This is a genomic window from Caulobacter sp. CCH9-E1, from assembly GCF_001556515.1.
Lineage (GTDB): Bacteria > Pseudomonadota > Alphaproteobacteria > Caulobacterales > Caulobacteraceae > Caulobacter.
In genome coordinates, this window is the sequence record NZ_LSJA01000377.1 from 1 (window position 1) to 16,871 (window position 16,871).

General features: G+C 67.7%; 14 protein-coding genes. 7 read left to right on the top strand and 7 right to left on the bottom strand.

The genetic code is table 11. The features are described from left to right. The first annotated feature begins 119 nt into the window (after positions 1-119). Positions 120-581, top strand: coding sequence for a hypothetical protein (locus AX690_RS21220; protein WP_066685653.1), 462 nt, complete (start codon positions 120-122; stop codon positions 579-581). Here AX690_RS21220 and AX690_RS21225 read toward each other — a convergent pair. The 4 genes from AX690_RS21225 to AX690_RS21240 form a co-directional block, all read right to left on the bottom strand. Further along, positions 547-1,515, bottom strand: coding sequence for a glycerophosphodiester phosphodiesterase family protein (locus tag AX690_RS21225; protein ID WP_066685680.1), 969 nt, complete (start codon positions 1,513-1,515; stop codon positions 547-549). The two genes, AX690_RS21220 and AX690_RS21225, sit on opposite strands and share 35 nt — an antisense overlap. 154 nt (positions 1,516-1,669) lie before the next feature. Then, positions 1,670-3,058, bottom strand: a complete 1,389-nt coding sequence (locus AX690_RS21230) for a glycoside hydrolase family 47 protein (protein WP_066685651.1) — start codon at positions 3,056-3,058, stop codon at positions 1,670-1,672. A gap of 179 nt (positions 3,059-3,237) precedes the next feature. After that, positions 3,238-4,641, bottom strand: coding sequence for a sensor histidine kinase (locus AX690_RS21235; RefSeq protein WP_066685678.1), 1,404 nt, complete (start codon positions 4,639-4,641; stop codon positions 3,238-3,240). Positions 4,642-4,713: 72 nt separating this feature from the next. Next, a complete protein-coding gene (locus tag AX690_RS21240) occupies positions 4,714-5,172 on the bottom strand; it encodes an Lrp/AsnC family transcriptional regulator (RefSeq protein ID WP_066685649.1) in 459 nt (152 codons plus the stop codon). 107 nt (positions 5,173-5,279) lie between these two features. Between AX690_RS21240 and AX690_RS21245 the strand changes: the two genes are divergently transcribed. Both AX690_RS21245 and AX690_RS21250 read left to right on the top strand, forming a co-directional pair. Then, positions 5,280-6,485 carry a methionine gamma-lyase gene (locus AX690_RS21245; RefSeq protein WP_066685647.1) on the top strand — a complete coding sequence of 402 codons (1,206 nt, stop codon included), beginning with the start codon at positions 5,280-5,282 and terminating at the stop codon, positions 6,483-6,485. A gap of 70 nt (positions 6,486-6,555) precedes the next feature. Beyond that, the gene (locus tag AX690_RS21250) at positions 6,556-6,903 is read left to right on the top strand and encodes a PilZ domain-containing protein (protein ID WP_066685645.1); all 348 of its coding nucleotides are present in this window, start codon (positions 6,556-6,558) and stop codon (positions 6,901-6,903) included. 81 nt (positions 6,904-6,984) lie between these two features. Here the strand turns inward: AX690_RS21250 and AX690_RS21255 are convergent, their stop codons facing one another. Further along, positions 6,985-7,419, bottom strand: coding sequence for a helix-turn-helix domain-containing protein (locus tag AX690_RS21255; RefSeq protein WP_066685644.1), 435 nt, complete (start codon positions 7,417-7,419; stop codon positions 6,985-6,987). A 584-nt stretch (positions 7,420-8,003) separates the two neighbouring features. Between AX690_RS21255 and AX690_RS21260 the strand changes: the two genes are divergently transcribed. After that, on the top strand, positions 8,004-9,689 hold the full coding sequence (locus tag AX690_RS21260; RefSeq protein ID WP_066685643.1) for a methyl-accepting chemotaxis protein: 1,686 nt from the start codon (positions 8,004-8,006) through the stop codon (positions 9,687-9,689). Positions 9,690-9,822: 133 nt separating this feature from the next. Here AX690_RS21260 and AX690_RS21265 read toward each other — a convergent pair whose 3' ends face one another. Next, positions 9,823-11,355, bottom strand: coding sequence for a response regulator (locus tag AX690_RS21265; protein ID WP_066685640.1), 1,533 nt, complete (start codon positions 11,353-11,355; stop codon positions 9,823-9,825). 173 nt (positions 11,356-11,528) lie between these two features. Next, a complete protein-coding gene (locus AX690_RS21270; RefSeq protein ID WP_066685636.1) occupies positions 11,529-14,357 on the bottom strand; it encodes a TonB-dependent receptor in 2,829 nt (942 codons plus the stop codon). Between the two features lie 476 nt (positions 14,358-14,833). On the opposite strand from AX690_RS21270, the gene queC reads away from it, so the two are divergent. The 3 genes from queC to AX690_RS21285 all read left to right on the top strand — a co-directional run bounded on the left by queC (position 14,834) and on the right by AX690_RS21285 (position 16,771). Then, on the top strand, positions 14,834-15,610 hold the full coding sequence (gene queC, locus AX690_RS21275) for a 7-cyano-7-deazaguanine synthase QueC (protein WP_066685629.1): 777 nt from the start codon (positions 14,834-14,836) through the stop codon (positions 15,608-15,610). A gap of 90 nt (positions 15,611-15,700) precedes the next feature. Next, positions 15,701-16,333 (top strand): 7-carboxy-7-deazaguanine synthase, encoded by a 633-nt coding sequence (gene queE / locus AX690_RS21280; RefSeq protein ID WP_066685628.1) that lies wholly within the window; start codon positions 15,701-15,703, stop codon positions 16,331-16,333. A 72-nt stretch (positions 16,334-16,405) separates the two neighbouring features. Beyond that, on the top strand, positions 16,406-16,771 hold the full coding sequence (locus tag AX690_RS21285; RefSeq protein WP_066685623.1) for a 6-carboxytetrahydropterin synthase: 366 nt from the start codon (positions 16,406-16,408) through the stop codon (positions 16,769-16,771). The last annotated feature ends 100 nt before the right edge of the window (positions 16,772-16,871 follow it).

The window sequence follows — 16,871 nt, forward strand, 5'->3', positions numbered from 1 at the left end:
GGTGGATTCATAACCCACAGGTCGGCGGTTCGATCCCGCCCCCCGCCACCAGGACGGACTGATTTATCCCCGAAATTCAGTGACTTGGAACGTCGCCGCGCGCCACTCGTTGTCGCGTCATGGCGCGCGCCCCCAAGGTCTTCACGTGGTCGGACGGCTTTCACCGCTACACGGTGGCGGCGACGTCGCGCGTCAAGGCGCTGGCGGCCTGGGAGACCGACCGCGATCTCTTCAAGGAGGGCGTGGCCGCCGAAGCGCCGGACGCGCCGGACGCCAAGGCGGCCCTGGCCGCGCCCGGGGCGGTGATCCGCCGGGCCGAGGGCGGACTGAAGGCGGCGGTCGACAAGCTGCCGAAACCCAAGCCGAAGAAGACGGGCGACGCCGCGGAAGCCAAGCGCAAGAAAGCGCTCGCCGAGGCCGAAGCGGCCCTCGAGGCGGCCGAGGGCGAGCAGCGCGACGCCGAGGCTGACTTGGAGCGGCGGCGTCGGGCTTTGGATGAGGAGGCCAAGACGCTGGAGCGATCCTGGACCGCTCGTCGCGCCAAGCTCAGGAAGACGGTGAAAGACCTGCGGTCGCGATAGAGGCCGGGGCGTGGCCGCGCAGGCCGCGACGCTCCAGATAGTCGAGCAGCACGGCGGGATGGTCGGTCTGGACGATGCTGGCGCCCTGGGCGATCAGCCGGCCCCAGGCGCGGTCGGGATCGCGCAGGGCCTGGCGGTCGCCCGACTGGTCCAGCACGCCGCGCCAGCCCTTGGCGGCCAGGGTGTTGGTCCAGACGCGGATGCGCGCGGCGCGAGCCGCGTGGCGCACGGCGGCAAAGCCTTGGCCCCGCAAGGCGACCGTCTCGATGGCGGGGATCGGGCGCGCGCCGGAGGCCTGGCGCTGGGTGATGTCGGCGAGGTCGCCGGGCTTTCTGGCGGCCTTGGCCTCGACCATCGGCATGAAGGCCAGGTCTTGATAGGGCGCCTGGTCGGCCAGGGGCGGCGCGCCGAAGCGGGCCTTGGCCTTGAACAGCACCCACTCGGTCGCCTCGACGCGGCGCGCGATCTCGGCGGCCTCGGCGGCGTAGGGGCCCTTGAGGTCGATGTTCACGAGGATCCGGCCGCGCGCGGCGGCGAGGAAGGCTTCCAGCGTCGGCGGGGCCTCGCCCTGGCCGCCCTTCAGGCGCAGCGCCTGGATCTGCGCGAGGGTCAGGTCGGCGACGCGGCCCTTGCCGTCGGTGGTCCGATCGACCTTGGCGTCATGCAGGATGACCAGCTGGCCGTCGCGCGTGCGGCGCACGTCGATCTCGACCAGGTCGACGCCCAACGCCACGCAGCGTTCCAGCGCGGCCAGGGAATTCTCCGGAACGGCGTTGTCAAAGCCATGGCCGGGCGCGGCGCGGTGGCAGGCGCGGTGAGCGACCACCAGGACGCCGTCGCCGGGATCATAGAGGCGCTCGCGCAAGCCCGCGGCGAAAGCCGGCATGGCGGAGACGCACAGCGCCAGGACGATCGGGATGGATTGCAGTCGCACGCTCAAGGCCCCTAGCCTTCAAGCCTATGACCGAGTCACGCGACAGGCGTGCGGCGATCCGGGCTCAGGGATGTGACGGCGCCAAGGCGGTCGCCCCACAGGTGGGGCCCGCACGATTTGCTGTCCAGTGAAGCCCCGTTCAGCCTGGGCCCGCTCAGACCTCGCGGAATCCCTGCAGCACGTTGGCCTCGGTGCTGAGCTGGAGCTGGGCGTAGTCGATGCGCGGCGTGTCCGAAAACAGCAGATAGTAGTACTTCATCTGCTCGGACCACCAGTAGCCGGGGCAGTTGTCGCCCTGGGTCATCGGCCGGGTCGTGATGTCCTTCAACGCCGTGTAGCCGAAGGCCGCCCGGCTTGTGGCCTTCATCTGGCGATAGTGGATCGCCGCCAGTTGGCGATAGCGCTCGTCACGGTCGAGCAGCCACAGGTTCAGGCAGGCGTCGGGATATTCCGGGCGCAGGCCAGTGTGCTTGCGGCGCGGCTGGCGGGTGGCGACGTCGATCGACTCCGGGATTACGCCGAAGGTCGCCTGCAGTTCGGTGAAGGAGGCCAGATAGTCGTCGCCCTCGGCCTTGTGGCCCACCTGGCCCAGCAGGCCGGCATAGTAGGCGGCCAGCTCGCTCTGGGCGGTGTTCAGCACCGCGCCGGTTTCGTAGTCGACCATCGGGAACCAAAGCCGGCCGTCATAGCGCTTGGCCTGATGCGCCAGCTGGGCGTCCACGCACTCCCGCGCCCAGCGCTTGCAGTCCTGGTCGCCGAACAGCTCCCAGGCGTCCCACAGGTATTCGTAGAAGCTGTCGGCATAGACGTCGATGCTGGCCGAACGGCTGATGTACGCGCCGGTGCGGGCGTCGATGTTGGCGGCCATCAGCCCGATGTTGGAGCGCCGGTCCAGCGCGTGCTTCATCGCGCGCTTGGCGACATCGAAATAGCGGCTGTCGCCGGTCAGTTGGCCCAGCACCCCGAACTCGGTGATGTAGGTGCCGATCTCGGCGAGGTTCGTCTCGGGATCGCGAACCGCGCCCGTCCGGAGGTTCACATAGCGCCAGGGCAGGCCGTGCGGCGAGGCCTCGAAGGCCTTCATCAGCCGATCGGCCAGATCCTTGGCCTTGGCCAGCAGCGCCGGATCGCCGCAGGCCAGGTGCGCCGAGACCAGGCCGCCGACCAGGCGGATATTGGTCTCGAAGACCTGGGCCTCGCCGTCGACGTCGAAATCGAGCGAGGTCTTCACCCAGTCGACGCCGGCCTGGAACTCCTCGTCCAGTCCCATGATCCACAGGGTGTCCAGCGCCTCGACCAGGGACAGGCCCAGGTCGTGGCCCTCGATGAAGAACGAGCGCGAGGTCCCGCTGACCGGATTGATCTCGTCCTTGCCCCAGGCCTTGGCGACATAGCCGCGCCAGGCCCACTGGAATTCCGAGCGGACGTCGGCGGCCAAGGCCTTCCAGTCCTCCTTGGCCTCGGCGGCCAGCGCCGGCGCGGACAGAAGCGTGGCGCCCAGCGAGGCCAGGGTCGAGCGGCGCGTGAGTCGAGCAAGGGTCATGCGAAAGCTTATCGACCCGCGCGGGCGGGGAAAAGCGGCCGACCGGGATCACGACATCCCGGTCGGCAAGGCGGCTGGCGGGTGGGGACGCCAGTTTGCTCTTGGTGGGAATGACGACGCCAGCGGGCGAGGGCCGCCACATGCGGGATCAATTTCCGGTGGACGGAGGACGGACGCCCTCAGCCCTGGCCCAGCACGCCGCCTTCATGGGCTTCGGGCAGGCGGGCGTTCAGGCGGCAGACGAGACCGTCGGGGCGATAGTCCATGACCGCCTCGCCCTTCAGCTCGCCGCGGAGGCTGCGCTCGATCAGGCGCGAGCCGAAGCCCTTGCGGGTCGGCGGCGAGACCGGCGGCCCGCCGTCCTCGTTCCAGACCACCTCCAACGCCCGCGCTTCCGGATCATAGGTCCAGCCGAGGCGCACGCGGCCCGCAGCGTTGGACAGGGCACCGTACTTCAGGGCGTTGGTCGCCAGTTCGTGGAAGGTCAGGGCCATGGTCAGGGCGCCGCCGGGCTGCAGCCAGACCGAAGGGCCCTCGATGCTGACCCGCGCGCCGGCCTCGTCGAACGGTTGCAGGGCGCGCTCGGCGACCTCGCGCAGCTCGGCGCCGTGCCAGCTCTCGCGGGTCAGGATGTCGTGCACGCGCGACAGGCCCAGAAGGCGCGCCTCGAACTTCTCGAAGGCCACGATCGGGTCGGGCTCGTTGCGCAGGGTCTGCGAGGCCATCGACTGGACGGTGGCCAGGGTGTTCTTCACCCGGTGGTTCAGTTCGTTGATCAAGAGGCGCAGCTGGGCCTGGTAGCGGCCCTGGGCGTCCTCGGCCTGCTTGCGGGCGCTGATGTCGGAGATGATCGCCAGGATATAGGCCGGCTGGCCGTCGACCCGGACCATCGAGGCGGTCAGGTGGATCCACAGGTCGCCGCCCGGGATCAGCACCCGACGCTCGGCCGAGCAGGTCTCGGCCTCTCCGGCCAGCAGCTTGGCCGCGCTTTCCATCGTGGCGTCCAGCGAGTCCGGATGCATCAGGTTCTGCAGGGTCGCGCCCAGCAGGATCTCGCGGTCGCGGCGCAGCAGGGCGCAGAAGGCGTCGTTGGCTTCCAGCACGGCGCCGGTCGGGGTCAGCCGCGCGACGCCCATCGCCGCCTGGTCGAAGACCGCGCGGTAGCGGGCCTCGGCCGCTTCAAGCTTCAGGCGGGCCTGGATGTTGGCGGTGACCACCTCGGTGTAGAGCACCAGGCCGCCGATCTCGCCGCCGTCGGTGCGCCAGGGCGCCATGGACCAGCGGATCCACTCGGTGCGGCCGTCGCGGTCGACATAGGGGTCGCCCTCGTGATGCAGTTCGACGCCCTCGGCCAGGACGCGGGCGTGCAGGTCGCGCCACTTCTGGGGGATCTCTGGAAAGGCGTCGTAGTGCCGGCGGCCGATCAGGGGCATGTCGGCGGGAAGGCGCTGGTCGGTCAGGTACTGCCGCGAGGCGGCCAGATAGCGCATCTGACTGTCGAAGATCGCGATGCCCAGCGGCGCGTGCTTCAGCGCGGTGGTCACGCTGGGCGACGCGGACAGAGGCGGAGCGTCTTCGATCATCCCGGTCATCGTATCGGCGACAGAGCCCGTTTCGACTGGCTTCACCGTGAGTAATCCGTAACGCGGTTCGCGTCATCCCGTTACCGGAAACACGCGCGTCTGCTTGACGACGCCATAGGCGAAGCTGGTGTCGATCGAGGCGATGCCCGGGATGGCGTGCAGCTTGCGGCGCATGAAGTCCTCATAGGCTTCCAGGCTGTCGGCGATCACGCGCAGCAGATAGTCGTCGCCGCCGGCCAGCAGGAAGCAGTCCAGGATCTGGTCGATCCGCGCGACCGCCGCCTCGAAACCCTGGATCAGGTCCTGGCCGTGGCGATCCAGCCGCACCCGGACGAAGACGGTGATCGGCAGGCCATAGGCCTTCTGGTCCACCAGGGCGGTGTAGCCCGTGATCACGCCCTCGGCCTCGAGGTTGCGCACCCGCCGCAGACAGGGCGAGGGCGACAGATTCACCCGCTCGGCCAGCTCCTGGTTGGTCAGGCGGCCCTCCTTCTGCAGCTCGCGGATGATCTGGCGATCCTTGGCGTCCATGGGCGGTCTCTTGAGCAGAATCTGCCAAAAGAGAACCCTATCGTGGCAGATTTCGCAATCCGTGGCGTCGCGTCCAGGCTCACAGTGGCCGCAAAAGGGAGCGATCCATGCGCGGCGATCAAGGCGGCTTTTCAACCCGGGCCATCCATGCGGGCTATGATCCCGCCGACGAGCACGGCGCGCTGACCCCGCCGGTGCACTTGACCTCGACCTTCGCCTTCGAGAGCGCCGAGGCCGGCGGCGAGATGTTCGCCGGGACGCGGGAAGGGCACTTCTATTCGCGGATCTCCAACCCGACTACCGACCTCCTGGAACGGCGCCTGGCCAGCCTGGAAGGCGGCGAGGCGGCCGTGGCCACCGCGTCCGGCATGGGGGCGATCACGGCGGTGCTGTGGAGCTTCCTGCGGGCCGGGGACGAAGTGATCACCGACCAGACGCTGTATGGCTGCACCTTCGCCTTCATGCGCGACGGCCTGACCCGGTTCGGCGTCACGGTGCGCCAGGTGGACATGACCGATCCGCGGGCGCTGGAGGCGGCGATCTCGGACAGGACCCGGATCGTCTATTTCGAGACCCCGGCCAATCCGAACATGCGACTGGTCGACATCGCCGCGATCAGCGCGATCGCCCGGGCGGCGGGCGCCAAGATCGTGGTGGACAACACCTACGCCACGCCGGTGGTCACCCGCCCGCTGAGCCTGGGGGCCGACATCGTTGTCCACTCGGCCACCAAGTACCTGGGCGGTCACGGCGACCTGGTGGGCGGGATCGCCGTCGGCGGCGTCGAGGACATGCGCCGCGTCCGCCTGGTGGGCGTCAAGGACATGACGGGGGCGGTGATGTCGCCGTTCACCGCCTTCCTGGTGCTGCGGGGGCTGAAGACGCTGTCGCTGCGCATGGCCCGCCACGGCGAAAGCGCCCAGGCCGTCGCGCGCTGGCTGGAGACGCATCCGGCGGTCGCGGCCGTCTTCTATCCGGGCCTGGCCGGCTTTCCGCAGCACATGCTGGCGGCGCGGCAGATGGCGCACGGGGGCGGCATGATGGCCTTCGAGCTGAAGGGCGGCCACGCGGCGGGTGTCGCGATGATGAACCGTCTGACCCTGATCCGCCGCGCCGTCTCGCTGGGCGACGCCGAGACGCTGATCCAGCATCCCGCCAGCATGACCCACTCGACCTATACGCCGCAGGAGCGCGCCGAGGCGGGAATTGGCGAGGGGCTGGTGCGGCTGTCGGTCGGGCTGGAGGACGTGGCGGACATCCTGGACGACCTGGAGATGGCGCTGGAGCCCGAGCGGGTCGCGGCGCGCGCTTAAGGGCGCGTCGACGCGTCGGAAACCTTCATTTTCCACCGCCGATTAACCGCGTCGTGCGTTTATCGACGGCATGGCGAAACCTGCTGTTGAGAGCGACCGGCGAAGCGGTGCGCGGCTGCCCGCGAACCGCTCGGGCAAGGTCCTGTGCGGGGCCTTCGCCTGGGACTGCGTGATCCGCGATCTCTCGCCCCAGGGCGCCAAGGTGCAGATGCTGGCCAGCGCCGCGCCGCCCAGTCAGGCCCAGTTGGTCGACCTGGTCGCCGGTCAGGCTCACGACGTGATGGTGGCCTGGCAGAAGGAGCGCGAGGTGGGGATGCGGATCGTGCGGACCTACGACCTGCGCGGCCTGGCCCCCGCCGCCGTCGGAACCGCCAAGCGCATCTGGCAGGCCTTCCGCGCCGAAGCGCCGACGGGCTGATCGGGCCCCAGACATGACAAAGACCTCGGTTGAGCGGGCCGAGGTCTCGTCAAAATCAGGAAAGCTGGAAAGTCGCCGCCTTTAGGCGACTTCGGTCCGTTGGGCTTCGTCAGCCATGGCGCGGACCAGATCGAGCACCTGGCGGCGCACGCGGCCGCGACCAATGCGCGGGAACACCTCGGCCAGTTCCAGGCCTTCCGGCGTGGTCAGGAACTCCTGCACGATCTTTTCGGCGTGTTGGGCGGTGGCGTCGATCTCGGCGCCGCTCATCGGATCGGCCAGACCTTCGAAGAAGAACGAGACCGGGACCTGCAGGGTCTTGGCGATGTCGTACAGCTTGCTGGCGCTGACGCGATTGGCGCCGCGCTCGTATTTCTGGACCTGCTGGAAGGTCAGCCCCAGGGAGTCCGCAAGCTGCTCCTGGCTCACGCCCATCAGCTTACGGCGCATCCGCACCCGGCCGCCCACATGCAGGTCGACGGGGTTGGGGCGTCGGCCTTCGGTATCTTCGCTCATCTGTGAATCCGCCTCCAACGGTTGTTCGCGCAAAATGACACGACCGTGACGTCGGTGGAAGCGAGCGCGGCTCGGGCGCGGCGTTACGTCGCGATGGCCAAGCTTGTTGCGAAAGGCCCGCGAAATGGACGTGGAGGCCGCGTTCGGCCTTTGACCGTCCTCGTCTCCGCGCCGCGAGGGGGCGGGCTCTGGATAGTGACCCACCGGCTAAGGTCATGACCGATGGCGGGGCTTCTCGGCGACCTCGCTGTCGCTCTCGTGCGCGCCAAGAGAGCGATGATCAAAATCCTCGGACTAAGGCCCGCGCCACGCAAAAACTCGGGACCGAGGTCGTTACAGGCGCTGGAGGCTCAGCGGGCCTTCGGGCATTTGAGAATGTGTAGAATATGCGGTCAGTTATCTCGGGGGGCTTGGAGCGGGTTCGAAGGTAGAATGCGCTTAGGTTTAGGGGATTTACTATAGCTGTCTAGGTTGTGTGGGGGCCTTTTGTCGCGCTCGGTCCACAATTTACCTTATCTTCACCACAAATAACGACGTTCGTTCTGACCCCTAAGGTGGCGTTTTAATTAGAGGGATGGACGTCCATGAAACTCAGCCTCCGTAGCCCTCTTGGCGGCGACGCCGCGAGCAAGATCGACGCGCTGGACAGATCCCTGGCGATGATCGAGTTCGATGTGAAGGGGACGATCCTCGCCGCCAACGCCAACTTCTGCCAGGCGCTCGGCTATGAGCCGCGCGAGATCGTCGGCAAGCACCACAGCCTGTTCCTGGAGCCCGAATACGCCGCCAGCCAAGCTTACCGCGATTTCTGGTCTCGACTGGCTCAGGGACAGTTCGACGCGCGCGAATATCTGCGCGTGGGCAAGGGCGGTCGGGAGGTCTGGATCCAGGCGTCCTACAATCCCGTGAAGAACGCGGCCGGCCGGGTGACCAAGATCCTGAAGGTCGCCACCGACATCACCGCCCAGAAGGAGGCGGAGGCCGAGCGGGCGGCGAAGCTCGCCGCCGTCGAGCGTGTGCAGGCCACGATCGAGTTCACGACCGAAGGCGTCATTCTGAACGCCAACGAGAATTTCCTCAGCGTGCTCGGTTACGACCTCTCGGAGATCAAGGGCAAGCATCACAGCATGTTTGTCGATCCGGCCTATGCGCGGTCGCCGGCCTATGCGGAGTTCTGGCGCAAGCTGAACGCCGGCGAGTTCGTGGCCGAGGAGTTCAAGCGGATCGGCAAGGGCGGCAAGGAGGTCTGGATCCAGGCGTCCTACAACCCGGTGTTCGACGCCAAGGGCCGCGTGGTGAAGGTCGTCAAGTTCGCCACCGAAGTGACGGGGCGCGTCAATGCGGTCGATCAGATCGCCGTCGCCTTGGAGCGTCTGGCCGCCAACGACCTGAGCTATCGCATGTCCGCCTCTATCGACGCGCAGTTCGCGCGGGTGCGAGACGACTTCAACAGCGCCGTGCAGGCGCTTGACGAGACCATCGGCGCGGTCGCCATGGCCACTAAGAATGTCAACGCCGGCGCCAATGAGATCTCGACCGCGTCGGACGACCTTTCTCGCCGGACCGAGCAGCAAGCGGCCAGCCTCGAGGAAACCGCCGCGGCGCTCGACCAGATCACCGCCACGGTGGGACGCAGCGCCGAGGGCGCCAAGCGCGCTTCGGAAGCCGCGTCGGACGCGCGTGTCGACGCCGCGAAATCCGGAGAGATCGTGGGCGAGGCGGTCACGGCGATGGACGGGATCGAGGAGAGCTCGTCCCAGATCAATCAGATCATCGGCGTGATTGACGAGATCGCTTTCCAGACCAACTTGCTAGCCCTGAATGCTGGCGTCGAAGCTGCTCGAGCCGGGGAAGCGGGGCGAGGCTTCGCCGTCGTCGCTCAGGAAGTGCGCGCTCTGGCCCAACGGTCGGCGGACGCGGCCAAGGAGATCAAGGTCCTGATCGCCAACAGCTCGGCCCAGGTCGATCGAGGCGTCAAGCTGGTCGGCGACACCGGACGCGCCCTGACCTCGATCGCGGGCAAGGTCAGCGAGATCGACACCCTGATCCGCGAGATCGCGCAGTCTTCGCGGGAGCAGGCCACGGGCCTGGGCGAGGTCAATGTCGCGGTCAACCAGATGGATCAGGTCACTCAGCAGAACGCCGCCATGGTCGAAGAAGCCACCGCCGCGGCGGCGAACCTGCGCACGGAAGCCGGAGAGCTGGAGCGGCTGATCGCCCGCTTCAACACCTCAACGAACCTCGCTGAAGGGGTCAGGCGCGCGGCGTAGCCGCGCGTCCGCCAGCGCGGGGCCTGACCCCGCGTCGAAGACGGCCGGAAAACAACTAGAGCGCCGACGCGGGCGTCCGCTTCCTCGTGGACGCCCTATCGTTGGCGGCCCGCTATCAAAATCTCGATCGGCCTTAAGCCGCCTCGGTCTCGGACGTCTCGTCCTCGCCGCCCAGCAGGGCGCTGAGCACGACGGCCAGGCGCTCGGGCTTGATCGGCTTTTCGACGACGTCCTGCATGCCGGCGGCGATGTAGGTCTGGACGTCGAGCGGGTCGGCGTTGGCGGTCAGGGCGACCACCGGGGTCTGGCCGACCCGGCCGCCCATGTCGCGGATCGCGCGGGTGGCGGCCACGCCGTCCATGCGCGGCATCTTGATGTCCATCAGGATCAGGTCGAAGCGGCCGCCACGGGCCATGTCGACGGCCTCGACGCCGTCGACGGCCTGCTCGGAGGTGCAGTCGAACATGTCGCACAGCGCCTCGGCGACCATCCGGTTGGTGGCGTTGTCATCGACGATCAGGATGTGGGCGGCGCGGGCCGAGAGGGTCGGTTCGCCGGCGTGCGCGGCGATCGTGTCGGCGGCGCGGGCGATCAGCGAGAAGCCCACGGTGACGCCAGCCCCGCGATTGGCCTCGGCGTGCAGCGGCGCGCCCATGGCTCGCATAACGCGACGGGCCAGGGCCAGGCCGACGCTGAGGGCGATCTCGCTGCGGTCCTGCAGGCTGGGTTGGCCCATGGGACCGGCCAGGCGCGCCAGGCGCTCCTCGGCGTCGTGGCCGGCGGTGTTGTCGCGCACCTGGCCGTCCAGGCGCACGAGGTCGCCCTCGGGCCGCGCGGTCAGGCGGACCTCGATCATGCCGCGGCCGCCGGCCAGGGCGTTCTCGACCAGGATGTCGAAGACCTGCATCAGGCGCTCGCCGTCCAGCTCGACGCCGCACTCGGGATCGCCGTCGTAGGAGACCAGCAGGGTGGAGCCGCCGTCCTGGGCGCGGTGAGCCCAGCGGGCTTCCAAGGCGTCGGCCAGGTCGCGCAGGCGCGTGGGCTCGGGCTTGAAGGCCAGATGGCCCTGGGCCGAGCGGTGCAGGTCGATCGCGCGGCCGACCGTCTCGCTCATGTCGCGGCTGGTGTCGCTGATCGCGCGGACGAAGGCGGCGGCGTCGGGGGTCAGGCGCTGTTGCTCGAGGCGCGCGGCGATGGCCAGGACGCCATCCAGGTGATCGCCGATGTCCATGGCCATGCGCTCGATCAGCGCGCGGGCGTCGCGGGCCTCGTTCCGGCGGCGCTGGTGGACGCTGAGCAGCGAGGTCAGGCCGCCGACGCCGACATAGCGGCCGGCGTCGTCGATCGCGACATAGGCGGTGCGGAACACGGGCTGGGCGCTGTCGCGCAGCGAGTCGACGAAGGCGTTGGCGTCGCTGTCGGCCGGGACGATTCGCGGCGCGGAGTCCATGACCGCGGCGATGGGCGTGGCGGCCAGGGCCTCGCCGGCCACTCGCATCATGCCCTGCAGGACGTCGCGATAGACGATGCCGATCGGGCGCTCGTCCTGGATCACGGCGAGGGCGGCCGCCGTCGGATCGGCGTCGAACATCGCTGCGACCTCGGCGCAGGACGCGACGGGCGCGACGGCCTCGCGCTTCTCGATCAGACGTGAAAGCGTTTCCATTCGGGACTTCGCCAGGACCTACAGGCGGGCAACTTGCCCTTTGCGGCCTTGCAGAGTCGTTAAGTCCGCCCCGCGCGCGGTGTCGCGGACGCCTTGAGGGGCTTCAGAAGAGGAAAAAAGAAGGCGGAGCCCGGGAGCTCCGCCTCGCAAGTTCCGGGGTTACAGAGTGCTCGCTACCAGGACTTGGTGATCGCGATCCCGTAGAGGCGCGGCTCGCCGGTGATCACGTTGGTGAACAGGCCCGAGCTGTCGTCGGTGGTGTAGGCGTCGACGATGGGCAGCTTGTTGCCGATGTTCTTGACGTAGGCGTCGATCGACAGGCCCCACTCGGGCTTCTCGACCTTCAGGGTCAGGTTGCCGTTGTCCCAGGCCTTCAGGCGGTCGTACTCGGTGTTGTAGACCCGGGCGAACTGCTTGGTCTGGCGGTAGTAGTCGCCGCGAACCGTGGCCGACCAGCCGTCCGACAGCTCGAAGGTGTATTGGGCCCCGACCGAAACGGTCCAGTGCGGCGAGTTGGGCAGCTCGTTGCCCGACAGGTCCGCCGCCGTCCCTTCGATCGAATAGCCCGAGCCGTAGGTGTAGAGCCCCGTGGCGTTGGCCAGGAAGGCGGCGGTGGCCGCCGGCAGGCCCGCGCCGCCCGCCGCGGCCGGGGCGGACAGGAACGCCTGATAGGCCGCCGCGCCCGAGCAGGCCCAGGGCAGGGTGCCGCCCGCGCCGGCGCCCAGGATCGTGGCGACGCCGGCGGTGGCCAGCACGCAGTTGGCGCCGACCGCCGACGAGTTTGGGCCCACCTTCACGACCGTATAGGCCGGGTTGGACTGGGTCCGGTTCATCGTGTCGATCGAGGTGACGCCGCTGCCGATCTTGGTGTGCAGATAGCCGAGGTTGGCGTTGAGCTTCAGGTTGCGGACCGGCGACCAGATCGTCTCCAGCTCAAGGCCGTAGACCTTGGCGTCGACGTTCTCGTTGACCGAGGTCCGGTTCACGATCTTCGAGATCTGGTACCCCTTGTAGTCGTACGAGAAGCCCGTCGCGTTGAAGAGCAGGCTGCCGCCCATCAGGGTGTTCTTGGTGCCGATCTCGAAGGCGTTGACGAATTCGGGATCGAAGGTCTGGCGGATGCCGACCGAGTTGGCCGGCACGCCCGGATTGATGCCGCCGCCCTTATAGCCCTTGGAATAGAAGGCGTAGAGCAGGGTGTCGTCGGTGAAGCCCAGGTGCGCCTTGTAGTCGACGCCGAAGCGGCCGGTCGTCTCGTTGAAGCGGGCGCGCTGGTCGGGGTTGGCCGGGTTCAGCGTCAGGCCGTAGCCGGGCGCCAGCAACACGGTGGAGAAGTTCTTCACCGCCTTCTTGTCGCGGGTCTGGCGCAGGCCCAGGGTGAACTTCAGGTCCTCGTTGACCTGGTAGTAGACCTCGCCGAACAGGGCGTCCGACACCAGGGTGTAGGGCGTGCGGTTCAGATAGTAGTTGTGGCCGTCGCCGGTCGGATCCGACGCGGTGTCGATGCCGATGCAGCGGGCGGTGGTCGCCGGGTTGCAGTTCGGGTTGCCGGTATTGGAGAAGTTCAGCGCCAGCGACGACAGGGTCAGCGAGTTGCCGATGACGTAGTAGTCGGTCAGCGTCCGATAGGTGAAGTGGATGCCGCCGAAGTTGAAGTTGATCGGGCCGTCGAAGGCCGACTGCAGCCGCAGTTCCTGGCTGAACTGCTCGGAGCGGCCCGACGAGACGTCGATGGTGGTGAACTTGTTGGTGTTGCCGACCTGCGGGTCGTTGAAGAAGCCGCCCGGCGTGAACGGCGTGTTGTTGAACGGCACCGGCGAGACGTTCCGGTTGTAGTCCTGCTTCGTATAGACGCTGCCCTTGCTGTAGGCGGTCATCGACGTGAAGGTCAGGGTGTCGGACAGGTCGTAGTTCAGGGTGAACTGGTAGACGTTCGAGCCCGAGCGGTAGATCGGATCCAGCGCCGTCTCGATCTCGCGCAGGTTGGTCGTGGTGGTGTCGCCCAGGTTGGCGTCGCCCGCGGTGAAGCCGAAGATGTTGCCCAGCAGGCCGGTCAGGGTGCCGGAGGTGTTGACCGTGCCATAGGCGCTGGCGCCGTAGATCGAGGCGGGCAGACAGCCTTGGGTCAGGAAGCCGCGCGCCGCGCCGGTGGGCACGCCGCCGACCGTGGCCGGTCCGTTGTCCTTGGTGCAGAGCTGCTTGCCGGTGCGGGCCCGGCTGTCGTTCTCGTGGAAGCGTTCCCACAGGAAGTTGGTGCGCAGCTTCTCGGTCGGATTGAACATCACCTGGACGCGGGTCGAATAGAGGTCCCGGTCGTCCACCGTGTGGCCGTTGAACGTGTTGGTGACGAAGCCGTCGCGCTTCAGCATCGCGCCGGACAGGCGCACGGCCAGCTTGTCCTCGAAGATCGGCACGTTGAGCATGCCGCGCAGGCGGATGGCGTTGAAGTTGCCGTACTCGGCGCGGGCGTTGGCCTCGAACACGTCCGTGGGCTTGGCGGTGATCACATTGACCACGCCGCCGGTGGCGTTGCGGCCATAGAGCGTGCCCTGCGGGCCGCGCAGCACTTCCACCCGCTCGACGTCGTAGAACTCGGCCTCGAACAGATTGCCCGACTGCATGGGGGCGTTGTTCATGTGGACGCCGACGCCCTGGTCGGCCGAGGCGCCGACGGCCTTGGCCCCGATGCCGCGAATCTGGAAGTTGAAGCTGTTGGTGAAGTTGCTGCGGGCGAAGCTGACGTTCGGGATCGCCTGCTGCAGGTTGGGCCCCCCGTCGATCTTCTGCGCTTCCAGCGAGTCCTGGCTGAAGGCCGACACCGCGATCGGGACGTCCTGAAGCGCCTCTTCCCTCTTTTGGGCGGTGACGACCAGCTCTTCGATGACCGTTCCACCCTGTTGGGCGGTCTGTTGTTGAGCGAAAGCGGGGACGGCGAAAGCCGAGAGCACGGCCGCCGAAGCGCCCATGGTCAACAGGCTCCGCATACGCAGAGTTTGCGACATTGAATTCCCTCCCTGACGCAAGCGGCGCCTTATGGGTGGGCCTGGGTGCGTCGATGTTTCCTCGGCGCCGTACTGTTTTTCACCACGCGGGCGTACGGCGATCCCATCGCGGCATTGGAAGATTGCATACTTGCGTTCTCTGACTGTCAACTGGCCCCAATGTAAGTGATCGGCGATAGGTTACGCCTTTTCACTTAAAATCCGGCTTCGTTGTCCGAAGTCATGCAAGTGATGGTTGGATTAGAAGATTGGGTTTGTGATTTCCGTAGCGTAAATCTCCGGCGCGTAATGCGGTGGGATCCCGCCATTCAAGAGCAAAAGCGGAAATGTCGCCGCAAGAATTCGACTCACTTCGTGGTCGGAGTATTGCCGCGGAGCGGGCGGCGCCATCTGGCGGACGCCCTGCTGGTTCCGGCGGAAGCTCGGCTCGTGTAGAGGAGGCGCATGTTCCCCTTCCCCAAAAGCGAGCGCCGCGCATGAGCCCGCAAGAGCGCCCCTTCGCCGATCAAGCCGCCCTGGTCCTGTTCTCCGGCGGCCAGGACAGCAGCGTCTGCCTGGCCTGGGCCCTGGAGCGGTACGGCCGCGTCGAGACGGTCGGCTTCGACTATGGCCAGCGTCACGCGGTCGAGATGGAGGCCCGCCAGGCCGTGCGCCGTGAGATCGCCGCGCGCTTTCCTCAGTGGGCCGGCCGCCTGGGCGAGGACCATGTCCTGGACATCAAGAGCTTCGGCGCCGTCGCCCAGTCGGCCCTGACCGCCGACCGCGCCATCGAGATGACCGAGCGCGGCCTGCCCTCGACCTTCGTGCCCGGCCGCAACCTGGTGTTCCTGATCTACGCCGCGGCCCTGGCCGATCGGCGCGGGATCGACGCCCTGGTCGGCGGCATGTGCGAGACCGACTTTTCGGGCTATCCCGACTGTCGCCGCGACACGCTGGACGCCATGCAGAGCGCCCTGAACCTCGGCATGGACCGGAACTTCCGCGTCGAGACCCCGCTGATGTGGCTGACCAAGGCCCAGACCTGGGCGCTGTCCAAGTCCCTGGGCGGCGAGGAGCTGGTTCGGCTGATCGTCGAGGAAAGCCACACGTGCTACCAGGGCGAACGCGATGTGCTGCACCCCTGGGGCCATGGCTGCGGCGTCTGCCCGGCCTGCGAGCTGCGCGAGAAGGGCTACGCCGAGTGGGACGCGGCCGGGCGCGAGAGTCTTCCTTCTCCCCTTGCGGGAGAAGGTGGCGGCGAAGCCGTCGGATGAGGGGTTGAACGTCTTGTCCGACTCCGCCCGCGCGACCCCTCACCCGACCCACTTCGTGGGCCACCCTCTCCCGCAAGGGGAGAGGGCCCAATGACCTACTCCGTCAAGGAGATCTTCCTGACCCTGCAAGGCGAGGGCGGCCAGGCGGGCAAGGCGGCGGTGTTCTGCCGCTTCTCCGGCTGCAATCTGTGGAGCGGTCGCGAGCAGGACCGCGCCAAGGCGATCTGCACGTTCTGCGACACCGACTTCGTCGGGACCGACGGCGAGAACGGCGGCAAGTTCGCCACGGCCGAGGACTTGGCGGCGGCGGTCGAGGCCCAGTGGATCGGCGGACCGGACGACCGCCTGGTGGTCTGCACCGGCGGCGAGCCCTTCCTGCAGCTGGACGAGGCGGCGATCGCGGCCCTGCACGCGCGCGGCTTTTCGATCGCGGTCGAGAGCAACGGCACGATCGAAGCCCCGCCCGGGATCGACTGGATCTGCATCAGCCCCAAGGCCGACGCGCCGGTGGTCCAGACGTCGGGCCAGGAGCTGAAGCTGGTCTTCCCGCAGGAAAAGGCCATGCCGGAGCGCTTCGCGGACCTCGATTTCGAGCGGTTCTACCTGCAGCCGATGGATGGTCCGGACCGCGACGCAAACACGCAATTGGCTGTCGCCTATTGCCTTTCGCACCCACAATGGCGTTTAAGCGTCCAAACGCACAAATATCTCGGCCTGCCCTGACGGATAAGGCGCGCGACTTGGTGACAGGGTCGATGCGCTAGAGCCTCCCAGGCCTGTCAAAAGAAGTACAAGATGAAACCCGTCTTCGAGATCACGAAGGCCGCGTATTTCGACGCGGCCCATTACATCGAGCAAGGTCCGTCGGACCATCGCTATCGCAAGCTGCACGGCCACTCGTTCAAGGTCGAGGCCAGCGTGAAGGGCGAGATGGCCGACGCCGGCTGGGTCGCCGACCTCGACACCCTGGACGCCGCCCTCAAGGCCGTCGCCGCCGAGCTGGACCATGGCCTGCTGAACGACAAGCCGGGCCTGGAGACGCCGACCCTCGAGCGCCTGTGCCTCTATTTCGCCGAGCGCCTGAAGGTCCAGTTCCCGGGCCTGTCCCGCGTCGAGCTGTCGCGCCCGACCATCGGCGAGCGCTGCGTGCTGGCGCTTTGATAGATAAATCCTCCCCCTAGTGGGGGAGGTGGCGCGAAGCGCCGGAGGGGGAAGTTCTCCTGGCCCGGCCTCTTCCCCCTCCGTCGTCTCTTCGAGCCGA

Excerpts from the sequence above, each read along its gene's own strand:
- AX690_RS21220 (WP_066685653.1), top strand. The coding sequence starts at position 120 with ATGGCGCGCGCCCCCAAGGTCTTCACGTGGTCGGACGGCTTTCACCGC.
- AX690_RS21230 (WP_066685651.1), bottom strand. The coding sequence starts at position 3,058 with ATGACCCTTGCTCGACTCACGCGCCGCTCGACCCTGGCCTCGCTGGGC.
- AX690_RS21235 (WP_066685678.1), bottom strand. The coding sequence starts at position 4,641 with ATGATCGAAGACGCTCCGCCTCTGTCCGCGTCGCCCAGCGTGACCACC.
- AX690_RS21240 (WP_066685649.1), bottom strand. The coding sequence starts at position 5,172 with ATGGACGCCAAGGATCGCCAGATCATCCGCGAGCTGCAGAAGGAGGGC.
- AX690_RS21245 (WP_066685647.1), top strand. The coding sequence starts at position 5,280 with ATGCGCGGCGATCAAGGCGGCTTTTCAACCCGGGCCATCCATGCGGGC.
- AX690_RS21250 (WP_066685645.1), top strand. The coding sequence starts at position 6,556 with ATGGCGAAACCTGCTGTTGAGAGCGACCGGCGAAGCGGTGCGCGGCTG.
- AX690_RS21255 (WP_066685644.1), bottom strand. The coding sequence starts at position 7,419 with ATGAGCGAAGATACCGAAGGCCGACGCCCCAACCCCGTCGACCTGCAT.
- AX690_RS21260 (WP_066685643.1), top strand. The coding sequence starts at position 8,004 with ATGAAACTCAGCCTCCGTAGCCCTCTTGGCGGCGACGCCGCGAGCAAG.
- AX690_RS21265 (WP_066685640.1), bottom strand. The coding sequence starts at position 11,355 with ATGGAAACGCTTTCACGTCTGATCGAGAAGCGCGAGGCCGTCGCGCCC.
- AX690_RS21270 (WP_066685636.1), bottom strand. The coding sequence starts at position 14,357 with ATGTCGCAAACTCTGCGTATGCGGAGCCTGTTGACCATGGGCGCTTCG.
- queC (WP_066685629.1), top strand. The coding sequence starts at position 14,834 with ATGAGCCCGCAAGAGCGCCCCTTCGCCGATCAAGCCGCCCTGGTCCTG.
- queE (WP_066685628.1), top strand. The coding sequence starts at position 15,701 with ATGACCTACTCCGTCAAGGAGATCTTCCTGACCCTGCAAGGCGAGGGC.
- AX690_RS21285 (WP_066685623.1), top strand. The coding sequence starts at position 16,406 with ATGAAACCCGTCTTCGAGATCACGAAGGCCGCGTATTTCGACGCGGCC.